The sequence below is a fragment of the Singulisphaera sp. GP187 genome, assembly GCF_900129635.1.
GTDB lineage: Bacteria > Planctomycetota > Planctomycetia > Isosphaerales > Isosphaeraceae > Singulisphaera.
Genome location: NZ_FSRB01000001.1, coordinates 5,926,273 through 5,944,468 on the forward strand (window position 1 = coordinate 5,926,273; position 18,196 = coordinate 5,944,468).

13 protein-coding genes and 1 pseudogene are annotated in these 18,196 nt (G+C 65.0%); 2 read left to right on the top strand and 12 right to left on the bottom strand.

The window, feature by feature from the left end:
- Positions 1 to 82 precede the first annotated feature (82 nt).
- From BUS42_RS23240 to BUS42_RS23260, 5 genes are all read right to left on the bottom strand, one after another.
- A complete protein-coding gene (locus tag BUS42_RS23240) occupies positions 83 to 1,372 on the bottom strand; it encodes a DUF1501 domain-containing protein (protein ID WP_074310106.1) in 1,290 nt (429 codons plus the stop codon).
- Positions 1,373 to 1,409: 37 nt separating this feature from the next.
- Positions 1,410 to 3,245 carry a DUF1549 domain-containing protein gene (locus BUS42_RS23245; protein ID WP_074310108.1) on the bottom strand — a complete coding sequence of 612 codons (1,836 nt, stop codon included), beginning with the start codon at positions 3,243 to 3,245 and terminating at the stop codon, positions 1,410 to 1,412.
- Positions 3,246 to 3,473: 228 nt separating this feature from the next.
- Positions 3,474 to 3,827: a TMEM14 family protein gene (locus BUS42_RS23250; protein WP_074310110.1), complete on the bottom strand. Its 354-nt coding sequence runs from the start codon at positions 3,825 to 3,827 to the stop codon at positions 3,474 to 3,476.
- Positions 3,828 to 3,909: 82 nt separating this feature from the next.
- On the bottom strand, positions 3,910 to 4,608 hold the full coding sequence (locus tag BUS42_RS23255) for a class I SAM-dependent methyltransferase (protein ID WP_074310112.1): 699 nt from the start codon (positions 4,606 to 4,608) through the stop codon (positions 3,910 to 3,912).
- Positions 4,609 to 4,899: 291 nt separating this feature from the next.
- Entirely contained in the window at positions 4,900 to 5,337 is a 438-nt protein-coding gene (locus BUS42_RS23260) for a hypothetical protein (RefSeq protein WP_074310114.1), read from the bottom strand.
- Positions 5,338 to 5,645: 308 nt separating this feature from the next.
- Here BUS42_RS23260 and BUS42_RS23265 point away from each other — a divergent pair, with 308 nt between their 5' ends.
- A complete protein-coding gene (locus BUS42_RS23265; RefSeq protein WP_254053682.1) occupies positions 5,646 to 6,923 on the top strand; it encodes a MoeA family protein in 1,278 nt (425 codons plus the stop codon).
- Here the strand turns inward: BUS42_RS23265 and BUS42_RS23270 are convergent.
- From BUS42_RS23270 to BUS42_RS23295, 4 genes and pseudogenes are all read right to left on the bottom strand, one after another.
- Positions 6,889 to 7,715 (bottom strand): annotated as a pseudogene (locus tag BUS42_RS23270) (class I SAM-dependent methyltransferase). The gene BUS42_RS23265 and the pseudogene BUS42_RS23270 sit on opposite strands and share 35 nt — an antisense overlap.
- Positions 7,716 to 8,140: 425 nt before the next feature.
- Positions 8,141 to 9,727: a hypothetical protein gene (locus tag BUS42_RS23280; protein WP_254053684.1), complete on the bottom strand. Its 1,587-nt coding sequence runs from the start codon at positions 9,725 to 9,727 to the stop codon at positions 8,141 to 8,143.
- A gap of 859 nt (positions 9,728 to 10,586) precedes the next feature.
- Complete coding sequence (locus BUS42_RS23290) at positions 10,587 to 10,814, bottom strand: hypothetical protein (RefSeq protein WP_074310122.1); 228 nt, start codon at positions 10,812 to 10,814, stop codon at positions 10,587 to 10,589.
- A 332-nt stretch (positions 10,815 to 11,146) separates the two neighbouring features.
- The gene (locus BUS42_RS23295; protein ID WP_074310124.1) at positions 11,147 to 13,900 is read right to left on the bottom strand and encodes a non-ribosomal peptide synthetase; all 2,754 of its coding nucleotides are present in this window, start codon (positions 13,898 to 13,900) and stop codon (positions 11,147 to 11,149) included.
- 582 nt (positions 13,901 to 14,482) lie between these two features.
- Here BUS42_RS23295 and BUS42_RS23300 point away from each other — a divergent pair.
- Positions 14,483 to 14,788, top strand: a complete 306-nt coding sequence (locus tag BUS42_RS23300; protein ID WP_074310126.1) for a helix-turn-helix domain-containing protein — start codon at positions 14,483 to 14,485, stop codon at positions 14,786 to 14,788.
- Between the two features lie 213 nt (positions 14,789 to 15,001).
- Here the strand turns inward: BUS42_RS23300 and BUS42_RS23305 are convergent, their stop codons facing one another.
- The 3 genes from BUS42_RS23305 to BUS42_RS23315 all read right to left on the bottom strand — a co-directional run bounded on the left by BUS42_RS23305 (position 15,002) and on the right by BUS42_RS23315 (position 17,827).
- Positions 15,002 to 15,544 carry an Hsp20/alpha crystallin family protein gene (locus tag BUS42_RS23305; RefSeq protein WP_254053685.1) on the bottom strand — a complete coding sequence of 181 codons (543 nt, stop codon included), beginning with the start codon at positions 15,542 to 15,544 and terminating at the stop codon, positions 15,002 to 15,004.
- A gap of 685 nt (positions 15,545 to 16,229) precedes the next feature.
- Positions 16,230 to 17,219, bottom strand: a complete 990-nt coding sequence (locus tag BUS42_RS23310; RefSeq protein ID WP_074310130.1) for a DUF1559 family PulG-like putative transporter — start codon at positions 17,217 to 17,219, stop codon at positions 16,230 to 16,232.
- 188 nt (positions 17,220 to 17,407) lie between these two features.
- Entirely contained in the window at positions 17,408 to 17,827 is a 420-nt protein-coding gene (locus BUS42_RS23315) for a hypothetical protein (protein ID WP_254053686.1), read from the bottom strand.
- Positions 17,828 to 18,196 lie beyond the last annotated feature (369 nt).

The following is an 18,196-nucleotide window of genomic DNA, read 5'->3' on the forward strand; positions in this document are numbered from 1 at the left end:
CTTTCCTGGGGCCCCCCTGCCACCTCTACTCCTCCCCTGGGACCGTGGGAGAGCCGTCCACGGTCCCCGACCAGGCGATCGTTCAGGAGAAGAGCTGCTTGACGACCTTGCCACCGTCGACGATCTTGATCGGCCGGCCGAGCGCGCTCATGTTTTCCTTGGCCGGATCGATCTTCAGCGAGTGGCAGAAGCTGGCGAGGAGGTCGGTGACCGCGATCGGCTGATCCTTGACCTCGGTTCCGTCGGGACTCGAGGCGCCGAGGACTTGGCCCCCTTTGATGCCGCCGCCGGCCAGGGCGATGTTGAACACGCGGGGGAAGTGGTCGCGGCCCGCGGTCGGGTTGATCTTGGGGGTGCGGCCGAACTCCCCCATCCAGATCACGAGCGTCCGATCGAGCATCCCCCGGCTCTTCAGGTCGGCGATCAAGGACGCGAATCCAGGGTCCACCTGGCTGGCGTTCTTGGCGACCCCTTCGACGGTGTCCTTGTGCGTATCCCAACCGCCGGAGCGAACCTCGACGAAGGTCACGCCCGCGTCGACCAGCCGGCGCGCCAGCAGGCAGCCTTGGCCAAAAGCGCTCGTTCCGTACGCTGCGCGGACCTTCGCGTCCTCGTTGCTCAGGTCGAACGCCTTCATGCGGGGCGATAGGACCATCCCCGCGGTCTGCCTGTAGAGCGCCGTGTGGTCCTTGACCCGATCGGCGCCTCCGGTCCGCTCGAACGCCCCCTGCTCCAGCGCCTGCATCAGGCCCAATCGCCTGGTGAACCGCGCGGTGCTGACCGGCGGCACGACGTCGGCGGGTGGTTTCGTTGGATTCTGGACGACGAACGGCTCGAGCGAGACGCCGAGCATGCCGGCGCCGACCGTGGCTCCGCCAATACTGACGATATGCGGGAGGTCGAACTTGGGATCACCCAGCTCGTTGGCACTCACGCAGCCGAAGCTCGGGTGCTTGACCGTTCCCGAGGGGGGGTAGCCGGTGTGGAGCTGGTAGGTGGCCCGCTCGTGGTTCCCCTCTTTGTTGGTCATGGAGCGAACCAGGGCGACGTCCTTCATGACCTTGGCGGTCCGCTCCCAACCCGGCGCGATCAGGATGCCGGGCACGTCGGTCTCGATCGGCTTGAGGCCGCCACCGTTGGCGTGGTCCGGCTTGGGGTCGAACGTTTCCATCTGGCTCGGCCCGCCGGCCATCCAGAGCAGGATGCAGGCCATCTGCCGCTTGCGAAGCTCCTCGGCTTGCAAGGCGAGCATGTCGGTGAAGCTGACGGTGGCCAATCCCGCCACCCCGAGGCCGATGCCGCCCAAAAACCCACGGCGATGGAGGACTCCCTGGCCGTTCATCGCCACTTTGACGATCGTCTTCTCGAACATAGTCGTCATCCTCTCACGTCAGGACTTGTTTTGTGGGTCAGCGGCGAGTGATGAATTCCGTCGAGTTGATCAGGCTCCAGAGGATGTCCTCGAACGCCTCTTTGCGGTTGCCCACCTTGTCGATGTAGCGGCCGCAGGTCTGAACTTCCTTGAGGGTTGGCTCGCGGGCCAGGACCCGGATGTAGATCGCGCCCAGGGCCGCGCGGTTATCTTTGGGGTTGGCCGTGAGAATCTGGCCGAGCACGCTGTTGCCGTTGCCGCGCATCGCGTTGTTGAGCACCGGGCTGTTCATCATGTAGAGCGCCTGGGGGATCGTGCCCAGGACGTCTTCATACGGGGTCGACGGATCCGCGCCGAAGATCGCGTTGAACTGCGCCCGCCTGCTTCCAGGGCCGCGCATCCCCTTGGTCTTGCCGACGGCTTCCTTGAGGTCCTTCGCCAGGGCGTTCTGCTTCGCGTCTTTGCCTGGAGCGTCCTTCTTGGGTGCGGGATCCACCTCGAAGTTGAGCGAGTGGGCGAGCGAGTCGAGGATCTGGTCGGAGCGGAGCCGGCTGGGGCAGACGGCGGCGAACGAGGTCCGTCCCGACGCGGTATAGGTCGAGCGAACCTCACGCTGATAGGCCCGGCTGTTGAGGATCGTGCGGAGCAGCCAGCGGACGTCATAGCCCCCCTTTTGAAACTCCGAGGCCAGGACCTCGATGACTTCAGGGGCCTTGGCGGTTCGCTCGGGGCCGATGTCGTCGACCGGGTTGTAGAATCCTTCACCCAGGAGGATGTACCAGACGCGGTTGACGAACGCCTTGGCGAACCAGGGGTTATCCTGGCCGGTGACGTAATCGGCCGCGATCCCGAGCCGCTCGGCCGCGGTCAGGCCGGCCGGGAGGATCTCCCCCTTGGGGTCGAGGAAGAACTTGGGCGCGACGAAGATTTTCTTCTGGGGGTCGAGCTTGTCGGGCATCGCATAGCGCGGCTTCGCCTTCGCCATGACCTCGAAGACGGCTCGTTGCCCCGGGCCCGCCGGTACCACCCGTTTCCGGTTCAACCCATCGAAGTAGGCGGCGAATTCGTGGAACTGTTGCCGCTTCCAGGCGTCGTTCGGGTGGTCGTGACACTGCGCGCACTGGATCTGCACGCCCAGGAAGACGCGTGAGACTTCGCCCGCGAGCTCGACGGCCTGCGTCTCATGCGCGAGCGAGAAAATGACCGCGCCGTTCTCGTCGTCGCGGCCGGTGGCCGTGATCATCCCCTTGGCGATCTCGTCCCACGGGGCGTTCTTGGCGAACTTCTCGGCCAGCCACGTTTCGAGCTCGTGGAAGAGCACCTGGTTGGCGTTCTGGGTCGTGGCCCGGAACCGGATCACGTCGCGCCAGTAATGGGCCCAATTCTCGGCGTAGTCGTCGGAGCGGAGCAGGTACTCAATGAGCTTGGCACGCTTGTCTTTCTCGCGGGTCAGGACGAAGCCGCGGACCTGCTCGGGGGTGGGCAGCTTGCCGGTCAGGTCAAGGTGGACCCGACGGACGAATTCGACGTCGGTCGTCGCCTTCGCCAGCGGGACCTTGGCCGCCTCGAGGTGCTTCTCCATCAGGGCGTCGAGCCCTTCGCTGGTGAGCGTCGGAATCGACACCACCTTGGTGGGACGCTGAGGCTTCTTACCCCCTTTTTCCGCGTCTTTCGCCTTGGCGGCCTTGCCATGCCCCTTCTTGCTCGCGGGGAGCTCGGGCTTCTTGACGCTGGCCACCGCCGTGCTTGCCTTCTCCGCGTTCGGATTCGAAGGCGCCGCGGCCATGGCAAGCAGGCCGGCCGAGGGCGCGACGACCAGAACCATCGCGATCGTTCGGCACCACCGCGCGCCCGGCTTCCGGGAACTCGCCATGCCAACCCTCCTTTTTCATTTCGGATTCGGATCGAGATTCAACCCCCTTCGCAGCCTCACTCCATGACAGCTTCGGAGCCCAGCGTTGACGATCAATTTAAACCCCGAAACACGCATTCCGTCTCGCGTGACTGCGGTTGGCGTGTCGATTTCTCGGTGCGAGGGGGATGTGCTCCCTTGCATTATAGGTTGGATGCAACCAGAAAGGGAGCACAGTTCCTCAAGCCGTTACAAGACCGGCTGAAGCGGGGCCGGACCGCCGATGACCGTCCAGACGATCAGGATCATCACGACCACGAGGCTGACGACGGCCATCAGGCCGTTGGGCATGAAGACCTTGGCTCTCAGGGCGTACCGATAGCCGAAGAACAGGAACAGGAAGACCGCCAGGAGCAATCCCAGGGGCCGACCCCAATCGTTGCCTTGAACCGACAGCACGAGAGCGACCAGGGCCGCCACCGCGCTCACGAGGCCCGCGATCAACGACGGACGACTCCGTGCCTTCACGAACCCCATGATGCCCCCCATCGCGAGGAGGAGGGCGTAAATTCCGAGTGTGACGTGTCCCACGAGTGGGTACATAATTGGTCTCGCTCAATTCGTTGGGGAGAGGGCGTGAAAACCACGCCGGTGTTCTTCCGAGGCGGAAAAGAAATCAAGGGCTTCACGTGCGGGGCGTGGGCGTGGACCAGCAGGCAACCCATCCCAGGGCCCGGCCCACGTAGGGAATGGCGCGTGGGAGTTGGTCGGCGAGCTCGGGGGGGACGATCAAGGATTGCTCGCCTTCGAGGAGCAAACCGACCTCGGTCCCCGCCTGGAGATATTGCTCGATGGTTCGGTGGAACGTGGTGATCGCGCGGCGGAGCCCGGTCTCGGGGTCGATGAACCGGGCACGCTGCCCTTCACCGGTCCGGTCGGGGTGCAATGCCGAGACGATACAGCGGCCCCCCGGTCTCAAGACGCGGGCCGACTCCGCGAGCAATCGGGGGAGGTCGGCGATGTGCTCGATCACGAGCCCGAGCACGACCACGTCGAACGTGGCGCCGGGGAACGGCAACGGGTGCGGGAGGGCGTGCCGGACCCAGCAGACGCTGCGGTGGTCGCGCTTCGCGCGGGCCTTCGCGATCATTTCCAGGGTCAAGTCGAGCGCCCAGACTTTCGCCCCCGCGTCGGCCAGGGCCCAGGTGTGGCGGCCGGTTCCGCAGCCCAGGTCGAGCACCCGGGACCCGTGCAACGGGCCGAACCAGTTCCTCACGGCCGGCTCTTCCAGCGCGATCAAGGGGTTCCCATCGTCGTCGTAGCAAGAGGCCCAGGCGGCGTAGCCCGCTTGGATCGAAAACTCTTCGGGGAGTTCCTGGCGCATGGGTGGCCCGCTCTGGTGGTCGGACGTCGACGGTGTGCGGCTTCCATTCAAACGTTCGGTTCGGTCGCGGGCAATGGACCTTTCTTGGCGGTCGACCCGGAATCGGCCGTTGCGGTCCGCCGGGTGCGTTCGAAATGAAAAAAAAGTGGACGCAACTTCGGCGTCCCGGTGTTTGCGGGAGGAGCCCGAGGTTGCGTCCACGTGCGACGAGAAGATCGAAGCGGGTGGCGGGTGAACTCTCGAAGAGTCCACCACGCCCTCCCGCCGTCATTCTCGGTACGGCTTCAACATTTAGGGGGCACCGGGGGGCGGAACCGCGCCCGGCGGCGTAATCGCGTCGGGGGCCGGCGGAGTCACCGGCGTGCCGACCGGCGGCTCGATGCTCAGCGGGCTGGCGTTGACGTCGGTGGGCCGACCGAACTGGTTCTGAACCGCGGGGATCGCACCCGGCGCGGGGGGAACGGCGACTGCGCCGATCGACTCCGGCTCCAGGCCCATCGCTTGCATCCGTGCTCGTTGCGCGGCGGCCTGCGAGTTGGCCATGGGGAAGTCAGGGCCGGGGGCGAAATATTGGACGTCATCGTGCATGTACTTGCCCGAAGGCAGGGTCATGCCGGCATACTCGACCTGACAACCGACCGACGGAAGTAACCAGCCAAGAGCGAGCGCAGCCCATGCCACGTAGCGTTGGCGATTCCGTCGCGACGATCCCGTACGGTGGGACCCCATCGTTTCCACCCTCCTTGGCGAAAGCGGCGGTTGATCCTATACCGCCGTCCGTGCGTCATTTTCGACTCGATCCGAAAACCGCAACGATTTGGGTCGTTTCGGTCGTCGGGTTTCGATCACACCTAGGAAATCGGTCGGTCGGGAGGGTCAAGCCCAATGTTTCCGTGCAGACTGTCCAAAAGAGACACGATCGGGGGGCTCGGCGATCGGGCTTGGCCGATCTCCGGGCATCGTTACAATGCTCCGCTCAGAGGCCGAGGAACGGGGGTCGGGCCCGGCTTGCGATCGAGGGTTGGGGCAATTCTTTGATGTTGTCGTTGGCCGAGGCGCGGGCACAAATATTGGAGCGGGCGGAACCGGGCGAAACCATTGAGGTCTGTCTGGCCGAAGCCCTGGGACTGGTGTTAGCCGAACCGGCCGTCGCGGACGTGGACCTCCCCCCGTTCGACCGCGCGGCACTGGACGGCTATGCCCTTCGCGCGTCCGACGGGCGGGTTGAGACTCGACTTCGGGTCGTCGGGCTGCACGACGACGAGGACGGTGCCGAGCTCGAGATTAGCGCCGACGAGGCCGCCCATGTCGCGCCGGGTGATCCGATCCCGTGGGGGGCCGACGCGGTCCTCCGGTCGGACCGGATCCGCCCCGAGCCCGACCTCGGTCCCCCTCGGCTTGTCGAGGTCCTCGAACCGGTCGAGGTGGGCGAGAACCTCGTCCCCCGGGGCCACTACCTCCGTGCCGGCACGGAACTGGCCCCCGCGGGCGCTCGGGTGCGGATGGCGATGGTCGGTCTCTTCGCCGCGCAGGGATGCGTCCATCCGGTCTGCTACCGCCGGGTCCGGGTGGCCGTGTTCGCGGTGGGCGACCATATGGTCGGCCCTGGCGAGGCGCCGGTCATGCACCGCGAACGGAATGCCGCCGGCGCGACGGTCGTGGCGCCTTGCCTCCGCTGGGGAGCCACCGCGCACGACCTGGGAGCGATCGCCGAGGACGACCTCGATGCCGCCCTGTCGCGTGCCTTGACCGCCCCGATCGTGGTCGTGATGGGCCGATCGACCGCCACCTTGCGGCGCGCCCTGCTTCGCGCCGGGGTTGAGCCGGTCATCTCGGGAGTCTCGATTCAGCCCGGCAAGCGGATGAACTACGGGGTCGTCGTCGGTCCGTCGGGGCGTGTCGAACACCACGTCTTCCACCTACCGCCGAGCCCGATCGCTGCCTTGACGGTCACCAGCCTGCTCGTCGGTCCTTTGATTGCGCGACTCCAAGGGGGCTCGTCCGGTCCCCCCCTGCCCTCCGCGCTGTCTGGACCGCCCCCCACCGTGCGACCGACGATCGCCTCTGGGCCGTCCCGGTCACCCTTAAAGTCGACGACCAGGCCCGCCTCCTCGCGACCCCGATCGACTATCGCGGCAAGGACGACCTCCTCGGGTTCGCCCGCGCCGAGGCCCTCGCCCTGCTCGCCCCCAATAGTGGTCCTTGGCGCGGCGGCGAAATCGTCGAAGTCGCTCCCCTCGGTCCCTGGCCGCCCCACGACTCCTGATCGCGTCACCCGCTCTAGGCTGGCTTGCCAGCCTGGAGCGTATAGCTGAGTGGCAGCCGCCAGCGGGCTTTGATGAGCTGCCACTCGCCATTGTCGAGACGCTCCATCGAACCCGGAAACGCTTCGTATGGCACGCTGTCGTGCTCGACCAGTGCCGTGAGAGTCAGCCCCGCGCACTGAAGGGCCGTGACGATTTCGCCCAGGCCGTGATTCCACTCGTGGGTCACGGTTGCCGAGAGTCTGGCATCGGTTTGAACATACGTGCTATTCTGGTCCCAGACGAGCGGTTCCTCACGCTCGAAGTAGGGGTACTCCACGACGAGCAGGCCATCTTCGCGCGGCTCGCTCAACGCCCAGAGGATCGGATGCCCCTCCCGAAGGAAGAGTCGACCGCCCGGCCGCAGCAGGCGCGCGACCACCTCGGCCCAACGTCGGATGTTGGGAAGCCAGCAGAGCGCGCCGATGCCTGTGAAGACGAGATCGAAGTCGGTGCGTCCTAACGTCTCGACCGCGTCGTAGACGTCCGATTCGACGAAGTCGACGTCCGCACCGACGCGGCCCGCGAGATCCTGGGCCAGGCTCAACGAAGCCGGGGAGAAATCCAGGCCGGTCATCCGAGCACCCAGGCGGGCCAGGGAAATCGTGTCGGTACCGATATGGCATTGCAGGTGGACGCCGCGCAGGCCGTTGACGTCGCCCAGTCGCGGTAGGTCGAACCGGACGACGTCGCTGAGGAACGCCGGGTCGGCGATGAATCGGTCCCGAGCGTAGTCGGGCGAGGCCGCGTGAATGGGGCCCGGTCGTTCCAGTTGGCGCGGTTCACGTTCTGATATTGGCTCATGCCGTGTCCTTCACTTCGATTCGACGACGCCCGCCTTCGAGTTCCCTGCGGGCGGCAAATCAAGGATGCGATCGTCCCTAAGCACGTGGACTTGGGTTTTTTTGTATTTAATAATGTGCAAGCCCTGGGTGCCATGGGTTGTACCCAGCCCGTGAGCCAAAAACCCGGGCGATCGTTCACGGGTTGAGTCCAACCCGTGGCACTCAACGGCGATTGTATCACCGCGGTTGCCCATTAGAAAATCAAAGAAAAATCGAGGACAATGGGTTAGGACGCTGTGAGTCGAACTCTACCGTATTTCTCGCTTCAACACCGCTTGGTGAATTCCGCGTGGATCCGCGATTGAGCGTTTCTATCGCGGGAAGGCCAGCCGGTGGCCATGCTTTCGCCTGCCTCGCGAGCGCCCGGGAGTGACGTGAAATTTGCTAATTGTGAACAGCTATATGTTTATTGTGTTTGTTGGGCGAGGGGATGTCGATGAGCTCGATCACGGTCTGCCGGGAACGGAGTATCGCTCGCTCCCGGGGGCCGAAACCCTCGTATTGATAGGGGAGGAATCCCGCGGGGTGGGGGATTCGAAGGACTGTGACTCCCCGGGGGCGGCGCTGGAGGCCGTTGATGGGGTAAAGGAACTGGGCATTCAAGAGGAGATAGTTCGCCTTATGGCCGATTTTTTCGGCGAAATCGGGTCCTCCAGGCGTGGTTTCGCGTTTTCCCACCGGCCGGCCCGAGTGATCCGGGACCTCCTGGTCCAGGCGGAGCCCGACGAACGTCAGTCCGCGGGCGACGGGGCCGTACGTCGCCTCGACCTGGCGCCGTACGTCGACGGGGAATCGCAGCGCAAGAGGTTGCCCGAAATTGAACGCGGCCTGTGCCAACAACGCCGCGGTGCCGAGGACCGCTGCCAGGCCGAGCGGCCGGCCATCGAGCACGCGGGTTGTGGCGCACGCGGTCGCCAGGCAGAGGAATGGCACGACTTGCCGGGCGAGCCGGCCATAGACAACCATTTTTCCCACCCCGGTCGAGGCGGCCGTGAGTGCAAGGTAGATCGAGACGGCCGCCCCGAGCCATAGCAGGCCCCGTGCGCGAGCTGATGCATCGCGGCAGGTGCGCCCGGCGGGCAGGAGGATCGCCGGAGTACCGACGACCCAGGCCAGCAGGAGGCCGTGTTCCGCGTGCCACAAATAGGCCCAGGGGAGGGACCAGCCTTCCCTGAAGTCCCCCTGAATCACCGTGCCGGAGAGGCTGAAAAGGCGAGCCAGGAAGTCGGCCCCTCGGGCGACGGCCATGAGAATCAAGAGCGCGGTCGGCGCGACGAAACCGAGCCCGGCGGCCAGCCCGCGCCGCACGACGGCCGGTTTGGACGGTAAGCCGCGGAGCACATGGATCGTCATCACCACCACCGCGATGAGCCAGTAGCCATAGTAGGTCAGGAAGGCCAATCCGGCCACCGCTCCTGCCAGAGCCGATCGTATCAGGCCGGGGCGGTCGGTCAAACCGATCCAGAGGGCCAGGAGGGCGAGGGCCATCGCGATGTCGTAGGGCACGAGATGACGCGCGTAGTAGAACATGGAATTGGAACAAGACATGATCAGGGCCGCAGTCAAACCCTCGCGACGGTCGCCGCCGGCCCGCCGGGCGATGGCGTAGGTCAACCCGATACAAGCGACCGAGGCCAGCGACAGGATGAGGGCAGAGACCGACAACCACTCGCGAATGATGCCCCACCGGATCGACTGCCCAGAGAGGCGGACCACGGTGCACTGGACCGCGGCGGGGACGCAGCAGATCACCGGGTAAAAGCAGTGCGCGACGGAGTTGACAACAACGTCGGCCGCCCGTCCCAACTCGACCCTCGCCAGGTGGCCGAGAACGTTCCAGCACAGGAAGTACCGTGTCTCGTCTGGGAAGTAGCATTGGCCGCCCTGCAGCACCAGGACGATTCGAGGGCACCACGCAAGCAGCAGTAAGATCAGGATGACGCTGCGCCAGCGTAACTTATCTGCCATCATGGATCTCCTCTCGCTGCCAACCGAGCAATCACCCCTCGATTGCCCCGATCTCGCTCAAGAACGGTCCTTGGACGAAATCGGGTTCATCGTCGGGTCGGTCATGCGAGGGGCCCGAAACCCACCGTCAGATGAGGATCGGCCCGCCGATCGATCCCACGACCATAATCCTCCGCGCCAGAATCGAAGCGAACTGCCCGGCGGATCCGCGAGGTCGGGGAATCAGTTCCTCCGACTTCGCGCATCAGGGTGACTGGCGGACCCAATGGCCGCGAAGTTCCCTGGAGCCATGTGGGGCTCCGTCCCCTCGGCCGAGCGGCGGATTGCACGCGACGTTTGGAACGGGAAAACGGTGCACGCTGGCTGGGGAGTTGTGATGCGAGCATCGTGGTATGCCTTCGTCATCTCAAGTAAGAAAGCTTTTTTTGGGGAGGGCAAGGAACTCCCGGATTGAGCAACCGCCGAAGGGAACCCTCCCGGTGATCGCGTGGCTGTTACCGGTCGCTGGAGTTGAAGTGCATTTAATGAATTTAAAAATAAGCTGTTAACAAATCAATGCAGGTTTCAGAATAATGTGATATTAAAATTGTCTGCAAAAGAAAAATATAGCGAATTTATGTCGTTTTTGGTGTCTTGAATAGCGATCGCTGAGCCACCGACTTTGATGGAGCCGTCTCGGGGGGCCACGGGGTGGAGAGGTCTCTGTTGAGCGTCTGGTGCCCTGCCTTGGCTGTGCCGAGGTTCGCTGGGCGCCATCCACGGCGTTGCGAAGTTTGGTGCTCGCCTGCTACGGGAATGCCTGATCAGTCTGGCTTTGCTTGCGCCCTGTGTTTTCCGCGGTTACCCGACTTGGTTCGCTTCGTTACTGCGGCCTTCGGAGCGATTGCAGAACGCCGTGCGTGTGTGCGTGCGATGCTTCCGCTCGGTACATGGACGCTTGATGGGTGATCGAGAAATCGATCATGCCGCCGAGGATGATCGGCGGCTGGTAGACGCTCGTGGTGATCGAGTCATCCACCACGCCGGAGAGGAAGGTCGACCCGTTCGCAACTTCCGCGCTGTCGGAACGGGTCGAGTAGGTGTCGGTCAAAGGGGGGGACGACGAGAGTCTATAGCACGATTACCGGGTTTTTCGCCGGGTCACCCGGATCCATCCACCTGGTGCCCTTGCTCCAGTGTCTTCGTGGAGACTGTCACCACCTTACCGGGTTTATTGCCCGGATCCACAATCAAGAAACATTTATATTGTGGCGATTTGTTGCAATAGACGTGTTTGATTTTTGTTAATGTTCGTTTCGTGGAATTGCATTAATTGATTTGTGTGATGGCAATGCACGGCAAAGGCTTGCGGCTTGCGCGGTAGCACAAGGCCTCGGCCGATCGGGCGGAGGACTCTCTGCTTGATGTGCGCCTCCGGGGGAATTACCCATGTTCGGCCCCCACGCCCTTGTTGTGCATCCCTTCTTCCAGCCCGGCGGCGGTGACGCGCAGGCCCGCCTCCCACACCATGGTCGAGTGGTTACCTGGGACCGGGACGACCCCAATCCCGGTGCCGACCAGGGGGACGAGGCCGTTGAACGGGTCATCGCAACTGAACCCGGCGTGCCCAGGTGGCGCCTCCAACGGCCGGAAGAGCGTCACCCGGCCCGGGAAGGGCCGAGGTATTGACGTATAACGGGCGACGGACTCCTTGATAAGTCCCAGCCGAATCTCATCTTCGGTCGGGGGGACCGCCGGCTCGGCGGGGACGGCCGGCTCGGCGGGGATGGTCGGGGTCGGACGGGGGGCGAGCCGTCCCCACATCTTTCCGGCGGACTCGGCGAAGCGTTCGACGGCCGGGTAACCCGCGAGTCGCGCGGGGCGGCCCCATCGCCGCTCCCGACGGGCGAGCTTCTTCGGGTAGTGCGGGCTCAACGGGTCCAGCAGGGCCACCAGACCGACCGGTTTGCCCAGCTTGTGGAGTTGTCGAGCCATCTCCAAGGCCAGGAACGCCCCGAAGGAATGGCCGCCGAGGTGGTAGGGGCCGTCGGGGAAGTCTGCGCCCAGATCGGAGACGAACCGCGCCGCCAACTGCTCGATGAGGTGGTCGGTTGAGATCCCCGAGTCGTAGCCCTCGCCCACGAAGGTGTACACCGGCCGGTTCGGGTCGAGCAACTCCGCCAACCGGTGCAGGTAAAGGACGCCGCGGCCGTCCAGGACGGACGCCCCCCCCGCCAGGAAGAAGAAGGGTGGGGCCGTTCCGCCGGCCCGGATCGCCACGAGCGAAGACCCCGCCGGCCTCAGGCCGCTCCCCAGAGCGCGGATGACGGCCGCCAGGTCGCCGACGGTCGGCGCGCGGAGCAGCGCCAGGGGTGGCAGTCGCAGCCTGAATGCGTGCTCCACTCGGGCGATCAGCCGAAGCCCCGTCAGAGAAGTGCCCCCCAGTTGGAAGAAGTCGTCAGTGGCCCCGACCGGCGCCACCCCGAGGACCTCGCTCCAGACCGTCGCCAGTCGCGCCTCGACCTCGTCGCGCGGGGCGACATAGGCGGTCCCCCCGCGGCGTGCCGCGGGGTCGGGCTCTGGAAGTGCGCGGCGGTTGACCTTGCCGCTGGGGGTCAACGGCAGGGCGTTCAGGGGCACGAACGCCGAGGGGACCATGAACCCCGGCAGGCAAGCCGCCAGGTGGGCGCGAAGGTCGGACTCGCAGGGCTCCGGGGAGCCTGGGGTGGACGTCACATAGGCGGCCAACCACTTGCCCCCCGGCCCGTCCTCCCGCGCCACGACCGCCGCTCCCGCCACGCCCGGGCAACTTCGCAACGCCGCTTCAACCGCGCCGAGCTCGACCCGAAAGCCGCGCACCTTGACTTGGTCGTCGGTTCGGCCGAGGAACTCGAGCAGGCCGTCGGGCCGCCACCGGGCGAGGTCGCCGGTGCGATAGAGCCGCGACCCGGGCGACGCCGCGAACGGGTCGGGGACGAACGCCGCGGCCGTGAGCTCCGGGCGGTTTAAGTAGCCTCGGGCAACCCCGTCGCCGCCGACGTACAGCTCGCCCGTCGCGCCGACCGGGACCGGCCGCATTGCCCCGTCGAGCAGGTGGACTCGGGTGTTGCCGATGGGTCGGCCGATCGGGACGGAGTCCGTCCCGTGACCGAGCGTGCGGGAGATCGGGTAGCAGCAAGTGAACGTTGTCCCCTCGGTCGGGCCGTAGCCGTTGACCAGCCTGGTCGTGAGGAGCCAGTCGAGCCCCCGCCGCACGTGGGCCACCGACAGGGCCTCCCCGCCGATCAGGAGCTGGTCGAGGCAGGCGAGTGCCTCGGGCGCTTCGTCGATCACGACGTTGTATAAGGCCGCGGTAAGCCAGAGGGTGTTCACCCGTCCCTCGCGGAGGATGCGCCCGAGCTCACGAGCGGACGGCAAGGCGTCGGGCGCGATCACGCACCGTCCCCCGTGGAGCAACGGCCCCCAGACCTCGAAGGTCGACGCGTCGAACGCCGGTGGGGCCATGTGGAGAACGGTCGAGTCGGGGCCGAGCTGGACGTAGTCGACGCCGAACAGCAGGCGGACCACGCCCCGGTGGGTGACCATGACCCCCTTGGGACGGCCGGTCGAGCCCGACGTGTACATGACGCAGGCGAGGCCCTCGGCTGAGCCACGTTGGGGGACTTGGTCCAGTCTGGATGGGGAGGCCGACGGCCAATCGGAGTCCAGGCAGACCGTGGTCGCCGCATGCGGCGGGAGGAGGGGCCGGAGCGCGGTCCGGGTCAGCAGCACGGGGGCCCGAGTGTCCTCTAGCTGGAACGCCAGTTGCTCCGGGGGGTGCGACGGGTCGAGTGGGACGTAGGCGCCGCCCGCCTTCAAGACGCCCAGGGCTGCGACGACCGACTCGAGGGACCGCTCCAGGAGGATTCCGACCAGGACCTCGGGCCCAACGCCCAGGTCGACGAGTTGGCGGGCCAGCCGGTTGGACCGGCGGGCCAGCTCACCGTAGGTCAACTCGTGGGACCCGAGCACGACGGCGACGGACTCCGGGGTCTCGCGAGCCCAGTCCTCGAAAAGTTCGTGGATGCAGGTGTCACGGGGATAGTCAGTCGCCGTGGCGTTCCACTCTGCCGCTGGCCATTGGATCTCGACCTCCATCATCGGGGACCGCTCGCACAGTGCGGACCGGTTCATGTCCTCGGCCGGCATGATGCGCATGCAAAAAGCCTCCGGCTCGCCCCGGGCTCCCCTCGGTCCGCCGCCGCTCCCCGCGTCGGCTCAGGCGGACGCCCCTCGGGGCCGGCTCACCCGCCGGTCGGTTCTAGACCGGGTGCGGTGAGCCTCGTGCGGAGCCTAAGCCGTGGCCACGTCCCCTCAACGCAGCCGTCAACGGCGACGGCGGCGACGCGTCGGAGGCATGTGGCTACGTCCAAGGGCGGTGATTGCGCGGCGAGCATAGATCGGCCGATCGGCCGCGACAACCCCATTTTCGGCCAATTGGCCGATAATCGCGTCTCCCCGGGTTGCCGACCCACCGGGTTCGCGGCACCGGCCTGCCACCTCGCTCATGCCGATCGGTGACCAAGATTGGGACGGGCCGAATTTTCCCGGCCCGCTTCGAGCCTGGCTGGCGCTGATACTGGTCGTGGGAGCGGTGGTGTGGCCGGGGCCGATGGGGCGGAGGCTTTTCGAGAGTTCGCCCCGCTCGCCGGTTGTCGGAGATGAAGCGCGTTCCCTCAGAGGCCCCGATTCAAGTGTCGTCGTGGGCCTCGTTCCTTGGGGGGTCGGAGATCGCGGGGTATGACCACGAGTGACGAGGGGGCGGAGCGTTCGCGGTCACCTATCAGCGATCGGCTACGTGAGATCATTGCAACCCGGGAACTGACGGCCTCTCAGTTGGCCAGGGCGGCTGGGGTTGACCCGGGGATGGTCCGGCGGTTCCTGCTCGGGGACCGGGGCCTGAGCCTGGCGACGGCGGACAAACTCGCCGCCGCGCTGGGCCTCATCATCGTCGAGTCAGAGTCAAGCGCTGACGAGGCAGTGGACGGTCTTGCCAACACTCGCGCTCTCCCGGACCGTCGGTCGGGACACCAGCGGCCGAAATGAGCGCGATCCGTTGGACTGGGAATCACGACCGACGATCCCCTTCGACCTTCTGGCCGATCGAACTGGGGCGGTATCCAAGCGCGGTCGGCACGCCCGTGGTTCTGGGGCGGACGCTTTTCTCGGGTTCAAGCCGATTCGATCGGCATGGTCCCCACTGGCGACTTTTTCGGAGCCGCCATTGGGGGGTCCTCCGTTCCGCTCTCCCGCGGTTCGTCACCGCACATCAGGGGAGGCTTGGCTCACCGGGGCGGCCGGGGATGGCTCCTGGGCAGCGCCCTGGGATCGGACTTGGGCGTGCTTTTGGCCGCCGTTGTGGGATTGTTTTTGACCGCTGATCTGGGTCGGCACTTGGCGGCCGATCTTGATCTCCTTGGGCTTGGCCTCTTCGGCCTTGGGCAGGACCAGCGTCAGCACGCCGTTCTCGAAGCTGGCCTGAGCCTTGTCGGGGCTGATCATGGTCGGCAAAGTGACCGTCCGTTGGAACTGGCCGCAACGTCGTTCGCGCAGGTGCCAGTGCGTGTCCTTTCTTTCTTGCTCCGCCTTGATCTCGCCACGGATGGTCATATCGTGGCCGTGGGCCGTGATGTGAACATCTTCAGGTTGCGCGCCTGGCATCGACATCTTAAGGATAAACTCATTCTCGTCTTCGGTGATATCCAGGGGGAGCGTCACCGAGGAGCCTTCTGCCGTCAACCCAAGGGGACGGACAAAGCTCTCCTGAAACAGCGAGTTCATCGCGTCGCGAAGGCTCACCATCTCGCGGAGGGGCTCGTAAGCTTGAATGGCCATGGCTGCTTCGCTCCTTTCTTGCTCGGGAATCAGTCTCCTGGAATTGGGGTGTGGTGAAGAGGGTTGACTCCTTGGTCAAGCCCTCGTCACGAATCGTTGACTCACGCAGTCTCCTCGAATGTCGCCGGCCGGAAGTCGGTCGGCGACCGTTCGTCACTGGGTTGAGGGGCTGGCTTGCTCAAGTGTCCCTCGTCCACTCATCACCCAGCTATCTTTCTTACCTATTCAAGCGGCGTGCCCATTCGCTCGCCGGACCGCGTTTTATGAAGGACCAGCGTGCCAACACCCGTGCATAAAAGAACTTATGCCTTGGCGGTCCGGACCCGGGGGCGAGTCTCCGGGGGGGAGGACAAGGAAGAACCGAGACAGAATGTTCGTCCTCCAGGGAGGACTGACAGATTGTCGCCGTGCGGAGGAGGCGACCTGGGACGGAGGGAACGACTCGGAATTCGAGTGACCGGCGCGGTACGGTCCGATTGAGGCTTCAGCCGTACCGTTTCATGGACGTTTGGGGCGTGGCTCGCCGCCGCGGGGGCGACCGTCAGTCGCCAGCCAGAGCCGCGAGCCTCCTGGAGCTTCTCCGGATTCGAGGCGACTCGACGCCTCCCCGAGGCCCCGGGAGGCGACGCGGGCGCGGGGCCTCGGGACGCGATCAATAGGCGTCGGAGCTGATCACCTCGCCTCCCTGGCTTGTGCTCAAGGCCCGCCAGGTGTTCAGGTAGATGGAATTTTTGATGAATTTCACGCTGCCGTCGCAGAACACGGTGTTCACTCCACCAGGGTGTCGGCTCCGCGCGGCGTAGGTGGGGCCTTGGGTGGCGGTGGCGTTCATGCAAGGCGGATTCGGTGGGGTGACGACCGGGAAGATCGAAGTGCAATACCCCTGGGTCACGTCGGGCAGCAAACTGTTCGGGACCAGCCACGTTGTGAACTCGGCGGCATCGCCCCACCAGGTGTAACCGCGGAACGAGCCATCTTGGCTCTGGATGGTCTCAGAGGCCATGAGTGTGTTACTCGTGCCGTCGGTGAGCGATGAGAGGCTATAGGTCCGTTGGCGGGACGGATAAAACGAGGGGTCGCTGTCGGAGAACGGAGCGCCCAGCCAACCCCCGGTCGCGTAATAGGGCGTGGCGTAGGTGGCGCCGCTCGAGCTTGTCTGCAATTCCTGGAAGAATCCGGCGTTTCCGAAGTTCGCGACGTAGTTATGCTCGGTGATGTTGCCGATCTTGGTCGGAGTGTCACTGGGGCAGGTGAAAGTGTTGAACCGCGAGCCGGTACACGTGGTGTTGCAGATCCCGCCGTAACGTAGGTTGCCGTCGGGATTCTTCGATTTATCCGGCAAGAGGTAACTCCCCATCTGATTGTAGGAGTTGAAGAGTGGACTCGCTTCCATGAAGGGCAGGATGAACATCTGCCAGGTGCCGCAGACCGAGGACCGGGTGCCTGGCGGCAGGGTCCCGACCACGTCGTGGTAGTTGTGCATGGCGATCCCGATCTGCTTCAGGTTGTTGATGCACTGGGCCCGTCGCGCAGCCTCGCGGGCCGCCTGAACCGCTGGCAGGAGCAAGGCGATCAAGACCGCGATGATGGCGATGACGACCAGGAGCTCGATGAGGGTGAACCCACTTCGTGGACGTGCCATGGTGAAACTCCCTCCTTCGGAGATAGGCCGAAGCCGAATGACGAGGAATCAAGACGGAAATGTCGAGACGAAACCCTCGGGTGGACGGCGATCGGCTCGCCTGAGAAGGCGGACCGATGAGATGGTGGATCGATTGCGGAGAGGAGATGGCGTGGTGGTGCGGGACGATCCCCCGCACGGCGATCACGCTATTTGAGCTTCGATTTGGCTTTGGCTTTGGCTTGGGACGCGGATTGGGTTGGGGCCGAGGCTGAGGCCGTCGCGTCGAGCTCGAAGTCAAACGTGTTGGGTCCGACTTCGGTGACTGTGGCACTCAAGGTCGTCTTCGCGTTGTAGATGCTGGGGATGGGTTCTTTGGCCGGCGGAACCGGGTCGCCGGGCATCAGGTTTGGGGATGGGGTGGTCGAGGATGCCGGGGCGCTCGTCACCGAGACCTGGTAGGGGCCGGGTACGAGACCAACGGCCCTTGACATCGCGTACTTGCCGTCCGTCACGGCCGCCGCGCCAGGGGTCGCGGCGCCGGGCTCGGTGGGCATGAACTGGATCATCCCGGACTTCAACGGCGCGCCGGCCAGCTTCACTTCGCCCGACACGGCATGCCGTGGCAATTCGTCGTGCGCGCCAGCTCAGCCCGCAATCAAAGTTGTGCTGGCCAAACCCAACCACAGCGAGCCTCGGCTCATACGTCGTGGCATGGACATGCTTTGTTCTCCTGGAACCATCACGAATGTACCGAGTCTGGTGAGGACCGGTTCAACGCTCAATCTGGTTCAATGCACAATGCCGCGGGAGAGCTTGAAATCCCCTGGACGACTGGCTTGGAGAGAAGCAAGGACGTTACGTTTCCTGGTCAGAACCCCCGGAAGCCATTGCGCTCCGAGATCTAGAGGCCCTTCCATGAATGTGACGTCAACATAATCCAGTCTAACACTAAAGGCAAGACCTCAATTTTTAGTTTTTGTTGGCAAATGTCAAAT

Coding starts and splice junctions, on each gene's coding strand:
- BUS42_RS23295 (WP_074310124.1), bottom strand. CDS start 13,900: ATGCGCATCATGCCGGCCGAGGACATGAACCGGTCCGCACTGTGCGAG.
- BUS42_RS23300 (WP_074310126.1), top strand. CDS start 14,483: ATGACCACGAGTGACGAGGGGGCGGAGCGTTCGCGGTCACCTATCAGC.
- BUS42_RS23310 (WP_074310130.1), bottom strand. CDS start 17,219: ATGGCACGTCCACGAAGTGGGTTCACCCTCATCGAGCTCCTGGTCGTC.
- BUS42_RS23245 (WP_074310108.1), bottom strand. CDS start 3,245: ATGGCGAGTTCCCGGAAGCCGGGCGCGCGGTGGTGCCGAACGATCGCG.
- BUS42_RS23250 (WP_074310110.1), bottom strand. CDS start 3,827: ATGTACCCACTCGTGGGACACGTCACACTCGGAATTTACGCCCTCCTC.
- BUS42_RS23280 (WP_254053684.1), bottom strand. CDS start 9,727: ATGATGGCAGATAAGTTACGCTGGCGCAGCGTCATCCTGATCTTACTG.
- BUS42_RS23260 (WP_074310114.1), bottom strand. CDS start 5,337: ATGGGGTCCCACCGTACGGGATCGTCGCGACGGAATCGCCAACGCTAC.
- BUS42_RS23265 (WP_254053682.1), top strand. CDS start 5,646: ATGTTGTCGTTGGCCGAGGCGCGGGCACAAATATTGGAGCGGGCGGAA.
- BUS42_RS23240 (WP_074310106.1), bottom strand. CDS start 1,372: ATGTTCGAGAAGACGATCGTCAAAGTGGCGATGAACGGCCAGGGAGTC.
- BUS42_RS23255 (WP_074310112.1), bottom strand. CDS start 4,608: ATGCGCCAGGAACTCCCCGAAGAGTTTTCGATCCAAGCGGGCTACGCC.
- BUS42_RS23305 (WP_254053685.1), bottom strand. CDS start 15,544: ATGGTGAGCCTTCGCGACGCGATGAACTCGCTGTTTCAGGAGAGCTTT.